Source organism: Bradyrhizobium sp. LeoA1Lang, assembly GCF_055413685.1.
Map to the genome: position 1 here is coordinate 15063 of NZ_JBVAPG010000059.1, position 13406 is coordinate 28468.

At 64.4% G+C, this 13406-nt stretch carries 10 protein-coding genes; 9 read left to right on the forward strand and 1 reads right to left on the reverse strand.

Annotated elements, in window-relative coordinates:
* The first annotated feature begins 50 nt into the window (after window positions 1-50).
* The 8 genes from ACZYOF_RS20605 (at window position 51) to ACZYOF_RS20640 (ending at window position 10762) form a co-directional block, all read left to right on the forward strand.
* Entirely contained in the window at window positions 51-1025 is a 975-nt protein-coding gene (locus ACZYOF_RS20605; RefSeq protein WP_463716933.1) for an NAD(P)H-dependent flavin oxidoreductase, read from the forward strand.
* A 218-nt stretch (window positions 1026-1243) separates the two neighbouring features.
* Window positions 1244-2425: an ABC transporter substrate-binding protein gene (locus tag ACZYOF_RS20610; protein ID WP_463716934.1), complete on the forward strand. Its 1182-nt coding sequence runs from the start codon at window positions 1244-1246 to the stop codon at window positions 2423-2425.
* Window positions 2415-3983 (forward strand): acyl-CoA synthetase, encoded by a 1569-nt coding sequence (locus tag ACZYOF_RS20615; protein WP_463716935.1) that lies wholly within the window; start codon window positions 2415-2417, stop codon window positions 3981-3983. Before ACZYOF_RS20610 ends, ACZYOF_RS20615 begins: the two co-directional genes overlap by 11 nt.
* A gap of 133 nt (window positions 3984-4116) precedes the next feature.
* Window positions 4117-4977: a helix-turn-helix domain-containing protein gene (locus ACZYOF_RS20620; RefSeq protein WP_463716936.1), complete on the forward strand. Its 861-nt coding sequence runs from the start codon at window positions 4117-4119 to the stop codon at window positions 4975-4977.
* Between the two features lie 110 nt (window positions 4978-5087).
* Entirely contained in the window at window positions 5088-6449 is a 1362-nt protein-coding gene (locus tag ACZYOF_RS20625; protein ID WP_463716937.1) for an FAD-binding oxidoreductase, read from the forward strand.
* Window positions 6450-6693: 244 nt separating this feature from the next.
* Entirely contained in the window at window positions 6694-7779 is a 1086-nt protein-coding gene (locus tag ACZYOF_RS20630) for a DUF2855 family protein (protein WP_463716938.1), read from the forward strand.
* A gap of 92 nt (window positions 7780-7871) precedes the next feature.
* Complete coding sequence (locus ACZYOF_RS20635) at window positions 7872-9659, forward strand: flavin-containing monooxygenase (protein ID WP_463716939.1); 1788 nt, start codon at window positions 7872-7874, stop codon at window positions 9657-9659.
* A 128-nt stretch (window positions 9660-9787) separates the two neighbouring features.
* A complete protein-coding gene (locus ACZYOF_RS20640) occupies window positions 9788-10762 on the forward strand; it encodes a peptidyl-alpha-hydroxyglycine alpha-amidating lyase family protein (protein WP_463716940.1) in 975 nt (324 codons plus the stop codon).
* Between the two features lie 13 nt (window positions 10763-10775).
* Here the strand turns inward: ACZYOF_RS20640 and ACZYOF_RS20645 are convergent, their stop codons facing one another.
* On the reverse strand, window positions 10776-12536 hold the full coding sequence (locus tag ACZYOF_RS20645) for a chloride channel protein (protein WP_463716941.1): 1761 nt from the start codon (window positions 12534-12536) through the stop codon (window positions 10776-10778).
* A gap of 190 nt (window positions 12537-12726) precedes the next feature.
* On the opposite strand from ACZYOF_RS20645, the gene ACZYOF_RS20650 reads away from it, so the two are divergent.
* Window positions 12727-13284, forward strand: a complete 558-nt coding sequence (locus ACZYOF_RS20650) for an HNH endonuclease (RefSeq protein ID WP_028163793.1) — start codon at window positions 12727-12729, stop codon at window positions 13282-13284.
* Window positions 13285-13406 lie beyond the last annotated feature (122 nt).

The following is a 13406-nucleotide window of genomic DNA, read 5'->3' on the forward strand; positions in this document are numbered from 1 at the left end:
TATATTGACGGCGTCAAGATAAGGTGCCGCAGGCGCCGGGAGGATCAGACATGCCGTTGCCAGCATCGCTCGCCAACAGTCTCGAATTGCCGGTGGTCGGCTCGCCGCTGTTCATCGTGTCGGGGCCTGATCTCGTGATCGCCCAGTGCAAAGCCGGCATCGTCGGCTCGTTTCCGGCATTAAACGCCAGGCCGGCCGAGAAGCTCGACGAATGGCTGACGCAGATCGAGGACGAACTCGGCGAATACAAGGCGCAAAATCCGGGCAGGAAGGTCGCGCCCTACGCGGTCAACCAGATCTGCCACGCCTCCAACGACCGGCTGATGCGGGACATGGAAACCTGCGTGAAGCACAAGGTCCCCGTCATCATCACCTCGCTGCGGCCGCCACAGGAAATCGTCGAGGCCACGCATTCCTATGGCGGCGTGGTGTTTCACGACGTCATCAACGTCAAGCATGCGCGGAAAGCCGCCGAGCAGGGCGTCGACGGCCTGATCCTGGTCTGCGCCGGCGCCGGCGGACATGCCGGAACGCTGTCGCCATTCGCGCTGGTGCGCGAGGTCAAGCAATGGTTCAAGGGCACCATCCTGCTGTCGGGCGCGATCTCCGACGGCTGGAGCATCGCCTCCGCGCTCGCGCTCGGCGCCGACCTCGCCTACATGGGCACCCGCTTCATCGCCACCCAAGAGGCCAATGCCGATCCGCGCTACAAGCAGGCGCTGACCGAACATGCCGCCCACGACATCGTCTATTCGAACCTGTTCACCGGTGTGCATGGCAACTACCTCGGACCGTCGATCGTGGCCGCCGGTCTCGATCCGAACAATCTGCCTGTCGCCGACAAGTCGAAGATGAACTTCGGCTCCGGCGGCAACACGAAGGCCAAGGCGTGGCGCGACATCTGGGGTTCGGGCCAGGGCATTGGCCAGATCACCGACACGCCGCCGGTCGCCGAACTGGTGGCGCGGCTCAAGGCGGAATTCACCGAAGCGCGCGGTGATTTCCTGAGACGCGCAAGCGCGTGAACCTGGTTTCACCTCGCCCCGCTCTTCGCGGGGAGAGGTCGAAATTCAAGCGCAGCTTGAATTTCGGGTGAGGGGCACCTCCGCGAGTCCATCTGCCACCGTGTTTGCGGAGGCAGCCCCTCACCCCAACCCTCTCCCCGTAAGAACGGGGAGAGGGAGAGGCGGCATCGGCCGCTCCAAAACTAATAAGACGCTTTTTGATCATCGGGAGAGAGACCATGAAGCTGCGGCACGCATTGGCCGTTCTGTTTACGCTGGGTGCGATCACGGCGGCCTTCGCCGACGACAAGGACGACATCCGCATCGGCCAGACCCTGCCCTATAGCGGGCCGGCGTCCGGCTTCGGCACCATCGGGCGGACGCAGGAAGCCTTCTTTGCCAGGATCAATGCCGAAGGCGGCATCAACGGCCGCAAGGTGAAGTTCATCACGCTTGATGACGCCTATTCCCCGCCCAAGACGGTCGAGCAGACCCGCAAGCTGGTCGAGCAGGAAGAGGTGCTGATGATGTTCGGTTCGCTCGGCACCGCGACCAACAGCGCCGTGCACCGCTACCTCAACGGCAAGAAGGTCCCGCAACTGTTCCTTTTGAGCGGCGCGACCAAATGGGCCGACCCGAAGAATTTCCCCTGGACCATGCCCGGCATGGCGGCCTACGAATCCGAAGGCGTCGTCTATGCCAAATATGTGCTGCAGGCCAAGCCCGATGCGAAGATCGCGATCCTCTCCCAGAACGATGATTTCGGCCGCGACTATGTCGCCGGCTTCAAGCGCGCGCTCGGGTCCAAGGCCGCCAGCATGATCGTCGCGGAAGCAAGCTACGAGACCAGCGCGCCGACGATCAGTTCGCAGTTGGCGACATTGAAGGCCTCGGGCGCCAACGTGCTGTTCGCCGTGGTGCTCGGGAAATTCACATCGCAGTCGATCAAGGGCGTCGCCGAACTCGGCTGGAAGCCCGAGCTGTTCTTCGTGCCCACCTCAGCTTCCTCGATCTCGTTCCTGGAGCCGGCGGGACTGGCGAATGCAGTCGGCCTGATCTCTTCGAGCAATCAAAAGGACACGATGGACGTGCAGTGGGCCGATGACGCAGGCGTGAAAGAATATTTTGCGTTCATGAAGCAGTATCTGCCGAATGCCGACCTGAACAATTCGAACTACGCCGCCGGCTACCATTATGCGACACTTCTGATGGCCGCGCTCAGGGCATGCAAGGATGATTTCAGCCGCGAGAACATCCTGCGCCAGGCGACGTCGCTGCGCGAGGTCAAGCTGCCGTTATTGTTACCGGGAATGACCGTATCGACCGGTCCGGATGACTATCTGCCGTTCCAGCAGTTGCAGTTGCGGCGATTCAACGGCAAGAGCTGGGTGAGCTTTGGCGAGATTCTCGATGACCGCTGAGCATGATGACAGAAACGATCGGGAGCGCGAGATGATCATCAGCGGTGAACGCCGGATCGGCTATGGCGAGATCAACGAGCGCATCGCCCGCGCGGCATCCGGGTTACGCGCGCTCGGCGTGCGCGATGGCCAGCCGGTCGCGATGATGCTGCGGAACGATTTCGCGCTGTTCGAGGCGGTGGCTGCGTCCGCCGCGCTCGGCAGCCCGATCGTGCCGATCAACTGGCACCTGAAGGCCGAGGAAGTCGCCTACATTCTTTCGGATAGCGGCGCGGACGTCCTGATCTGTCACGCCGATCTGCTGCCGCAGATACGCGATGGGCTGCCCGCCGGGCTCAAGCTGCTGGTCGTGGCGACGCCGCCCGAGATCGCCGTGGCCTATGGCGTGCCGCCTGGACTGACCCAGGTGCCCGACGGCCTGACCGACTGGGACCACTGGCGCGACACGCATCCGGCTCTGACCGATGCCCCGATCGGCGCTTCGCCGATGTTCTACACCTCGGGCACCACAGGCCAGCCCAAGGGCGTGCGGCGCAAGCCGATGCCGCCGGAACTGCAGGCCGCGGCCGCCCGCGTCAGCGCGATCGCCTACGGCATCAAGCCGAACGACAACCAGATCGTCCTGATGAACGGGCCGATGTATCATTCGGCGCCGCACAGCTACGGCATGCTGGCGTTCCGCTGCGGCTGCACCATCGTGCTCGAGCCGCGCTTCGATCCCGAGGAGCTGCTGCAGCTCGTGGAGCGCCACCGCGTCACCCACATGCACATGGTGCCGACGATGTTCGTGCGGCTGCTGCGGCTGCCGGAGGAAACGAGGCGACGCTACGACGTCTCCTCGCTGCGCTTCATCATTCACGGCGCCGCGCCATGTCCGCAGGATGTGAAGCGCGCGATGATCGACTGGTGGGGACTGGTGGTGAACGAATATCTGGGCTCCACCGAGACCGGAATCCCGATCTGGCATTCGGCGGCGGAGGCGCTGGCAAAGCCCGGCACCGTCGGCCGCGTGATCGAGGGCGGCATCGTGAAGATCTTCCGCCCCGACGGGACCGAATGCGACGTCAACGAGCCCGGCGAGATCTTCATGCGGCAGACCGCTATCCCGGATTTCGACTATCACGGCAACGCCAAGGCGCGCGCCGAGGCCGGGCGTGAGGGCCTCATCAGCGTCGGCGACGTCGGCTATCTCGATGAGGACGGCTATGTGTTCATGTGCGACCGCAAGCGCGACATGGTAATCTCGGGCGGCGTCAACATCTATCCCGCCGAGATCGAGAACGCGCTGATCGGCATGGAAGGCGTCCGCGACTGCGCGGTGTTCGGCGTCGCCGACGACGAATATGGCGAGCGGCTGTTCGCCTGCATCGAACCCGAACCGGGCGCCACACTGTCGGTCACCGCCGTGCAGGATTTCCTGCGCAGCAAGCTTGCCAACTTCAAGGTGCCGAAGGACATCCAGTTCATGGATGCGCTGCCGCGCGAAGCCACCGGCAAGATCTTCAAGCGCAAGCTGCGCGATCTGCATCGCGCAGGCACGCTCCGCGCATCCGTTTGACACGGCCGAGGCAAATGCGCTCTCACGCCTTTTCACGTGTGCGTTAGGGGCGGCTTCGCCGCCCTTTCGCGGCCTCCATCCGCGCCCAATCTAGCAGGCTTGTTTCATGCATTGCTGGCGGAGCGCGATCGGCGTGGCGAAGTTCGGTCAGGTGCGATGGGCTCAGAAGGATGGCAGCCCCCCGACGACGTCCCAAGCGGACGGTCCGGCGGGCGAAAGCGGCGTGCGCGTGTTCCGGGCGCTATTCGACGGCGGGGCGCATTTCAGCACCACCACGGAACAGCACCTCGTCTTCCTTCAGATGTCACCCCATCTGCGGCTCGATTGCCGAATAGCCGGACGGCGGCTTCGGCACGAGACGACCCACGGCGCACTTGCAATCTGTCCGGCCGGCATGGGCTGCTCCGCCGACGCCGACGGCACGGCCGATATGCTGCTGATCGCGGTCAAGCCGACCCAGCTTGCGCTTGCGGCCGCGGAAGATTCTGCGCTCGAAGCCGAGCTTCCGGAGCGGCTGTCGGGATACGATCACTCGCTTCAGCAGGCCGCGCAGTCGCTGGCAGCGGAGAGCGCGCAAGGCTATCCGAACGGTCCGCTGTTCTGGAGCGAAGCCGCCAGCCGCTTCGTCGGCCGCCTGGTGTCCAACTATACGTCGACGCCCCGACGCCCACTTCGCGGTCGGCTCGGTCAACGCGCGCTGGAGCGGATAAGAGACTATGTGCTCACCAATCTCGCCGAGCCGATTGAGGTCGCCGATCTGGCCGTACTCGCCGGCCGCAGCTCGTTCCATTTTTCGCGCGTATTCACCCGCTCGGTCGGCATGACGCCCTATCGCTACGTCGTCCATCTCCGCCTGCAGGCAGCGGCGCGGCATATGCGCGAAGGACGAATGGGCCTCGCCGAAATCGCTGTTGACACCGGGTTTGCGGATCAGAGCCATTTGTCGCGATGGGTCCGGCGCGTGTACGGCGTCGCGCCCTCCGAGTTCGCCTGAGCGTAACCAGCAAAACCGCAGGAATCTTCACGAACGCACGGCCCGCTTCTCCGTAAATCGGCAGATAACGCCGAGCATTCCGCTCGCGCCGATCACAGGAGAGTGAAGCCATGTCTGCTACGATCGATGCCGCCTGTTGCGGCCTGAGCGAGGACTTGCCTGGGCTGGTGTCATTGCCTGGCGATGACCGCTATGCGGCGGCGACCAGCATCTGGGCCAAGCAGGTCGGCGTCACGCCCGGCGCGGTGGTGCATTGCCGGACCGCCAGGGACGTCCAGGATGCGATCCGGGCGGCGCGCGAGCGCGAGTTGCCACTGTCGGTTCGCGGCGGCGGACACGACTGGGCGGGCCGCGCGCTTTGCGAGGGCGCGGTGATCGACCTGAGCGGCATGCGCAACGTCGTGCTGAGCGCCGACCGTCGTAGCGCCACGATTGCAGGCGGTGCCCGCGCCGGCGACGTCGTTGCTGTCACCGATCCGTACGGACTGGCCGTGGTGGCGGGATCGGTTTCGAGCGTCGGCATCGCCGGGCTCACGCTCGGCGGCGGCTACGGTCCGTTGATCGGACGCTTCGGACTGGCGATCGACAACATGCTCGCCGCCGAGATCGTGCTGGCCGACGGCCGCATCGTGCATGCCGACAGCGAGAGCAACGCCGATCTGTTCTGGGCGCTGCGTGGCGGCGGCGGCAATTTCGGCGTGGTGACCGCGATGCGCCATCGCGTCCATGAACTGCCGAGCGTCCATTCCGGCATGCTCGTCTATCCCTTCTCCGAGGCCCGCGCGGTGCTCGAACGATGCAGCGCATTGATGGCATCGGCGCCGGAGGAATTGACAGTGCAGCACACGCTCATGGCCGATCCGAGCGGCGCGACAATGGTCCTGATCGTTCCAACCTGGAGCGGCCGGCCCGAAGACGGCGAAGCGAGACTTCAGCCGTTCGCCCGGCTGGGAACGCTGCTCGCAGGCGGTACCGAGCGCAAATCCTACGCGGCCCTGCTCGGCATGTTCGATCCCTACATCGCCAATGGATTGCAGACCGTGATGGACAGTTGCTGGCTGCCGGCGCTCGACCGCGACGCTATCGACGCGTTCATCCACGCAATGGAGAGCGCCGTCTCTCCGGGCTGTGCGATCATCACCCACGAATTCCGCGGCGCTGCGTCCCGTGTCGCGGAAGCTGCGACGGCGTTCGGACTGCGTCGCGATCACGTGCTGGTCGAAATACTGGCAAGCTTCCCCGATCGCTCCGACGCCAGCGACGAACCGCGGCACCGGCACTGGACGCGCGGCACGCGCGAGCGCTTCGCTTCAGCGCTGCCCGGCGGTTACCCGAACTTTCTCGGCAAGGATGAACTCGATCGCGCAAGACAGAGCTACGGCGGCAACGCCGAGCGACTGATGGAGATCAAGCATCACTACGATCCCGACAACGTTTTCTCTTCCGCCATTCCCCTGCCGCGATCCGCTTAACGCTGAGGACGCCCATGCTGATTCATGTCGTTAGCACTGCTGTCGCGTTCATGCTGACCGCGTTCAGGGCAAGAAGGGCGGCACCGCGTCTTCCTCGGACCCACAATTTCAAACGGCTTGTCAGGCCGGCGTCCGGTTCGTCGCATCCGCCGGAAGCGAACAGCGTTTTAAACTATGTTGCTGTTGCAAAACCTCCATCGCCCGACGCAAAGATGGCGGCACGTCACGAGCCGGAGCCGCCGCCATGAAATCGACCGACTTCGTCGTCGCCCGCAACGATCTCAAGCAATGCAAGTTCATCGAGCAGACGCTGCCCGATGCCGCCGCGCTTCCAAGCGAGACGTTGTTGGTCAAGGTGACGAGCTTTGCGCTGACCGCCAACAACATCACCTATGCGGTGCTCGGCGACGAGCTGAAATACTGGCAGCTCTTCCCTGCACCGGAAGGGTTCGGCAACATTCCGGTGTGGGGATTTGGCGAGGTGATCGCCTCCCGCCATCCGAACGTTTCCGAAGGCGAACGGCTGTTCGGCTATTTTCCGATGGCGACGCATCTTGTGATCGAGGCCGCCGATGTCAGCAAGCGCGGCCTGCGCGACGGCGCCCCACATCGGCAGGGCGTGGCGCCGGTCTACAACGCCTATGCGCGCGTGAGCGGCAATGCCGCCTTTGCCGGGCGGCAGGGCGACTACCAGGCCTTGCTGCGGCCATTGTTCATGTTGTCGTTCCTGGTCGACGATTTCCTCACCGAGAACGGATTTTTTGGCGCCGAGAGCGTGATGCTCTCCTCCGCCTCCAGCAAGACCGCCTTCGGGCTCGCGCATCTCTTGCACACCAGAGGCATCAAGGTGATCGGCCTGACCTCTCCATCGAATACCGGCTTCGTGAAATCGCTCGGCTGCTACGACGAGGTCATCACCTATGATCGCGTCGCATCGCTGGCTGCCGATCGGCCGGCGGCGTTCATCGACATGGCCGGCAACAGCGGCTTGCGTGAAACGCTGCACCGGCATTTCGGTGCGCAGATGAAGTATTCCGGGCGCGTCGGACTGACGCATCGTCGCTCATCGGAGAACGAGCCGGAGCTGCCGGGCGCCAAGCCGAGCTGGTTCTCCGCGCCCGAGCAGATCCGCAAGCGCGCCAAGGAGTGGGGACCGGGCGGAATCGAGACCCGCTTCGGCCCAGCCTGGTCCGGCTTCGCGCCAAAGCTCGAACAATGGCTCAAGGTGACCGAAGGCCGCGGGCCTGCCGCCGTGCAAACGGCCTATATTGATACCCTCAACGGCCGGGTGCCGCCGGAATTGGGGCATATCCTTACACTCTCGGAATAGCCGACATCCCGTCACGGCCTTTCTGCGGCCTGCCGAATAGGTGTAGGCTGCAAGGGAACACGCCGCGGAGACGGCCGTGATGGGAAACGCTCATGCTCGACAAGACCGACGACATCTCGGTGGCCGCCGACACTTGGCTCGCGCGATTCGAGGACGCACTTCGCAAGCCCGGCGACGGCGCGCTCAATTTCCTGTTTCTCCCCGATAGTTTCTGGCGCGACATACTGGCGCTGAGCTGGAACATCCAGACCGTCGACGGCGCGGACGCCATCATTGCCGAGCTGAAGCGGCATGCGGGCCGCGCGGCACCACGCCGCCTGACGATCGATCCCGACCGCCGCGCACCACGCAAGGTGATGCGCGCCGGCACCAATGCGATCGAGGCGATGTTCAAGTTCGAAACCACGATCGGTCGCGGCAGCGGCATCGTCCGCCTGATCCCCGATGCCACCGACGGCAATACGCTGAAGGCCTGGACGCTCCTGACCGAGCTCCGCGAGCTCAAGGGTTTTGAGGAGCAGCTCGGCGTCAACCGCCCGCGCGGCAATGCCTATTCGCGTGATTTCCGCGGGCCGAACTGGCTCGACCTCCGCAAGGCGTCGACCGACTATGCCGACCGCGATCCGACCGTGCTCGTTGTCGGCGGCGGCCAGAGCGGGCTCTGCATCGCCGCACGGCTGAAGCAGTTACAGGTCGATACGCTGATCGTCGACCGAGAGGAGCGCATCGGCGACAATTGGCGCAAGCGCTATCACGCGCTGACGCTGCACAACCAGGTGCAGGTCAACCACCTGCCCTACATGCACTTCCCGCCGAACTGGCCGACCTATATCCCGAAGGACAAGCTCGCCAACTGGTTCGAAGCCTATGTCGACGCCATGGAGCTGAACTTCTGGACCAGCACCGAGTTCGAAGGCGGGCAATACGAGGAGAACGAAGGCCGCTGGACGGTGAGGCTGCGCTGCGCCGATGGCGCGAGGCGCGAGATGCATCCGCACCATGTGGTACTTGCGACCGGCGTCAGCGGCATTCCGAACGTGCCTGATATTGCCGGCCTGAAGGATTTTTCCGGCAAGGTCATGCATTCCAGCCGCTATGACGACGGCGAGAACTGGAAAGGCAAACGCGCCATCGTGATCGGCACCGGCAATAGCGGCCACGACATCGCGCAGGACCTTTATTCCAGCGGCGCCAACGTGACGTTGGTGCAGCGCAGCCCGACGCTGGTGGTCAGCATCGAGCCGTCGGCGCAGCTCGTCTACGCACCCTACAATGATGGGACGCTCGACGATAACGATCTGATCACGATGTCGATGCCGCTCAAGCTGGGGCGCAAGAGCCATGCGATGGTGGCTGAAAAATCAAAGGCGCTCGACAAGGACCTGCTCGAGGGCCTGGCACGCGTCGGCTTCAAGCTCGACTATGGCGAGGACAACACCGGCTGGCAGTTCAAATATCTCACCCGCGGCGGCGGTTATTATTTCAACGTCGGCTGCTCCGACCTGATCGTGAAAGGCGAGATCGCGTTGAAGCAGTTTGCCGACGTCGCGACGTTTGTGGCCGATGGCGCCAGGATGAAGGATGGCGAGCTGGCCGCTGCCGACCTCGTGGTGCTCGCGACCGGCTACAAGCGCCAGGAGGAGTTGGTGAAGAAGCTGTTCGGCGCCGATGTCGCCGACCGCGTCGGCACGATCTGGGGCTTTGGCGAGGAGCAGGAGCTCCGCAACATGTACACCCGCACGCGCCAGGCGGGCCTCTGGCTGATCGCGGGCGGACTGGCGCAATGCCGGATCGGCTCGAAGCATCTGGCGCTGCAGATCAAGGCGATCGAGGAAGGCCTGCTGCCGCGCGACGTCGGGCCGCGGGCGACGTTTGCATGATTCACACCGTCATTCCGGGGCGCGCGAAGCGCGAGCCCGGAATCCATAACCACCATCGTGAGTATGGATTCCGGGCCTGCGCCTTGCGGTGCATCCCGGAATGACAACGACCTGGGGGAGGAAATCACATGCCGACCATCCTCGGCTCCGGCGAGCACCGCTACCGCGTGGTTCAGAACTGGGCCAAGCTGCCCGACGGCTGGCAGCTCACCGACGTCGCCTCCGTCGGGGTCGACAGCAAGGACCGCATCTATGTCTTCAACCGCGGCGCGCACCCGATGGTCGTGTTCGACCGCGACGGCAATTTCCCGCGTAGCTGGGGCGAAGGCCTGTTCTCCCGCGCCCACGGCCTGCACATCGATGCCGATGACAACCTCTATTGCACCGACGACGGCGACCACACCGTGCGCAAATGCTCACCCGAGGGCAAGGTGCTGCTCACGATCGGCATCCCGAGCAAGCCCGCGCCGTTCATGAGCGGCGAGCCGTTGAACCGCTGCACCCACACCGCGCTGTCGCCGAAGGGCGAGATCTACGTCTCCGACGGCTACGGCAACGCACGTGTCCACAAATTCACGCCTGACGGCAAGCTGATGCAGAGCTGGGGCGAGCCCGGCACCGATCCCGGGCAATTCAACATCGTCCATAACATCGCAACCGATGCTGACGGCTTTGTCTATGTCGCCGACCGCGAGAACCATCGCGTGCAGGTGTTCGACGGCAACGGGAAATACGAGACGCAGTGGAATAACCTGCACCGTCCCTGCGCGCTCTGCTGTTGCGGCGGCAGGCAACCGAATTTCGTGATCGGCGAACTCGGTCCGGGCATGGCGGTCAACCGCAAGGTGCCTAATCTCGGGCCACGGCTCACCATCGTCGACGCCAAGGGCAACCGCATCGCGCGGCTCGGCGGCGAAAGCGGTCCCGGTGTCGAGACCGGCAAGTTCCTGGCGCCGCACGGCATCGCGCTCGATTCCAGGGGCGACATCTATGTCGGCGAGGTCGGCGTCACCGACTGGAAGACCAGCTTTCCCGATGCCGAGATGCCTGCCGAAGTGAGGGTGGCGCGCTGCCTGCAGAAGCTGGAGAAGATTCCGGCGTAGTTTCCTGCCGCGATCAGACCTCGCCGATCACCTCGCGCCGGCGCTGTTCGGATTCCTCGGCGTAACGCCGCATCGCGTGCGCTTCGGTGAGGAGGCCGATCGGACAGCGCTCCGCGCCCTCCTCGACCACGGCGAGCGATTCCGCTTCTGCTGCATCGAATACCGCAATCGCTTCCTGGATGTTCATGGACGGATGCAACACCACGTCGCTGTGGCGCAGAATGCCGGCGAGGCCGTTGTGCATATCGATATCGGCCGCATGCGCGTCCGCGATCAATGCCAACCCGGCGTAACGCCCCTCGCCATCGACCGCAACCACCTGGGTTTTGGAGCCGAGCGGGAACTGCTTGCGGAACTGCGCTATTGGCACGTCCGCATTCACGGTCGTCATATCCCGGCGCATCAATTTGTCCACCGTGAGATCGCGGATCCAGCCGACATCGGCGGCGCTGCGGATGGTCTCGCCGCGCAGATGCAAGCGCCAGGTCGCAAATGAATAGCCGAACAGTTCCCGCGTGATCATGGTGGAGATGATGACGGAGACCAGCACCGCCGTGGTGAGCCAGAGATTGCCGGTCGATTCCAGCGCGATGAAGGACATCGTCAGCGGTCCGCCGATCACCGACGCCGACAACGCGCTCATGCCGATCACCGCATAGACGTCGGGATCGAGCTGGAGGCCCGGCCACAGCATGTCGCAACCGGCGGCGAACAGCCGGCCGCCCAGCGCGCCCATGAACAGCGTGGCGAAGAACAAGCCGCCGCGAAACCCGCTGCCGAGCGAGACGATCGAGGCGATCGCTTTCAGGATCAGCACGCCAGCCATGAAGGCGAACGGCATCGACACGATGCCGCCGAGATGCAGCGCGCCATGACCCGAGGACATCACCTGCGGCGTCAGCAGCGCCATCAGCCCGACCGCAAAGCCGCCGAGCGCCGTACGCAATGGCGGCCAGAGCCCTGTCTTTCCGAGCAGCGTTTCGCACAGCGTGACGCCGCGCATGATGGCGATGCCGAACAGCGCCGCCAGCACACCGAGCAGCGCGGCGATGGCAAGGTCGCGCCCCAGCACATCGCCGACGGTATCGACGCCTATCCCCAGCGTCAGCACGCTGAAGGAATGGGCGACGAAATAGCCGGCGACCGCGGCGACCCCGACCGGCGCCAGGCTCGCGGGCGTATAGCCGCCGATCACAAGTTCGAAAGCATAGAAGGCGCCGGCCAGCGGCGCGCCGAAGGCGCCGGCGATCGCCGCCGCCGCTCCGCACCCGACCATGATGCGCTGGTCGATGCGGCGCAGGTGGAAGGCGCGGCCGACCGAAGCTGCGATGCCGCTGGAGAGCTGCGTATAACCCGCCTCGAGCCCGACCGAGGCGCCGACGCCGGAGGACCAGATCGTCTGCAACGCGACGATCACGCTGCCGCGGAACGACATCCGCCCGCCATAGAGGGCATTGGCCTCGATCGGATCGATCTCGCGCTTCGGCCGCCAGCGCGCCAGCGCGAGAAAGGCCAGGCCCAGCAGCAGCCCGCCCAGGCTCGGAACCAGCACGGCGCGCAGCGGGTCGAGGCTGATCTGGCTGGAGAGCCGCTCGCCGAACGGCAGGTCGAACAGGGCGACATGCAGGACCGAGACCGCGCCGCTCATGGCCGCGACCACCAGCCCGCCAATGGTTCCCGTCAGCACCGCCAGGACCACCAGGCTCGTTTCATGCGCGCGGACGAAGGCGCGCAGCCGGCGTGGAGCCTCGAGATAGCGGGACTTGGTGAGCATTGCAGAGGCCGCCGACGCAGGAGGTATCTGCGGCCTCGTTTACGGGCCCTGCAGGCGGGTGGCAATCACGGCGGGATCATGGCAGCGTGGAATACGATAAACGGCTCAACGCTCTTCACAATCCCGTCACGCTGCATGTAGTATGTCAGTACATGCTGCTTCGCAGCGATATGGAGGCCGGGAGCGTTACTTGAACGCACATGTCTCGCAAGGCGGTTGGCCGGTACTGGTCCTGAACGCGGACTTTCGGCCGCTGAGTTATTACCCCCTGTCGCTATGGTCGTGGCAGGATGCGATCAAGGCAGTCTTCCTCGATCGCGTAAATATCGTCGAATATTACGACCGGGCGGTCCGGAGCCCGTCCTTCGAAATCCAGCTCCCAAGCGTCGTCTCGCTGAAATCCTTCGTCAAGCCGACCACGCACCCCGCCTTCACGCGTTTCAACGTTTTCCTGCGCGATCGTTTCGCCTGCCAGTACTGCAATTCGCCTGACGATCTCACCTTCGATCACATCATCCCGCGCAGCAAAGGCGGCCAGACGACTTGGGAGAATGTCGTCGCGGCCTGCTCGCCCTGTAACCTCAGGAAGGGCAACCTGACGACGCAGCAGGCCAAGATGTTTCCGAAGCAGACGCCGTTCGCACCGACCGTGCACCAGCTCCACCGCAACGGCCGCCTGTTCCCGCCAAACTATCTGCACGATAGCTGGCTCGACTACCTGTACTGGGACACCGAGCTGGATCCGTAAGGGGTGCGACCGTATCTGACCTCGCCAGCCAGATTATCCCTCACTACGAGAAGCACGCAGCAGCGTGGGACCGCGATCGTCAGAACGCCCATTGGAACGATAAGGTCTGGCACGACCGCTTC

Coding starts and splice junctions, on each gene's coding strand:
- ACZYOF_RS20605 (WP_463716933.1), top strand. CDS start 51: ATGCCGTTGCCAGCATCGCTCGCCAACAGTCTCGAATTGCCGGTGGTC.
- ACZYOF_RS20610 (WP_463716934.1), top strand. CDS start 1,244: ATGAAGCTGCGGCACGCATTGGCCGTTCTGTTTACGCTGGGTGCGATC.
- ACZYOF_RS20615 (WP_463716935.1), top strand. CDS start 2,415: ATGACCGCTGAGCATGATGACAGAAACGATCGGGAGCGCGAGATGATC.
- ACZYOF_RS20625 (WP_463716937.1), top strand. CDS start 5,088: ATGTCTGCTACGATCGATGCCGCCTGTTGCGGCCTGAGCGAGGACTTG.
- ACZYOF_RS20630 (WP_463716938.1), top strand. CDS start 6,694: ATGAAATCGACCGACTTCGTCGTCGCCCGCAACGATCTCAAGCAATGC.
- ACZYOF_RS20635 (WP_463716939.1), top strand. CDS start 7,872: ATGCTCGACAAGACCGACGACATCTCGGTGGCCGCCGACACTTGGCTC.
- ACZYOF_RS20640 (WP_463716940.1), top strand. CDS start 9,788: ATGCCGACCATCCTCGGCTCCGGCGAGCACCGCTACCGCGTGGTTCAG.
- ACZYOF_RS20645 (WP_463716941.1), bottom strand. CDS start 12,536: ATGCTCACCAAGTCCCGCTATCTCGAGGCTCCACGCCGGCTGCGCGCC.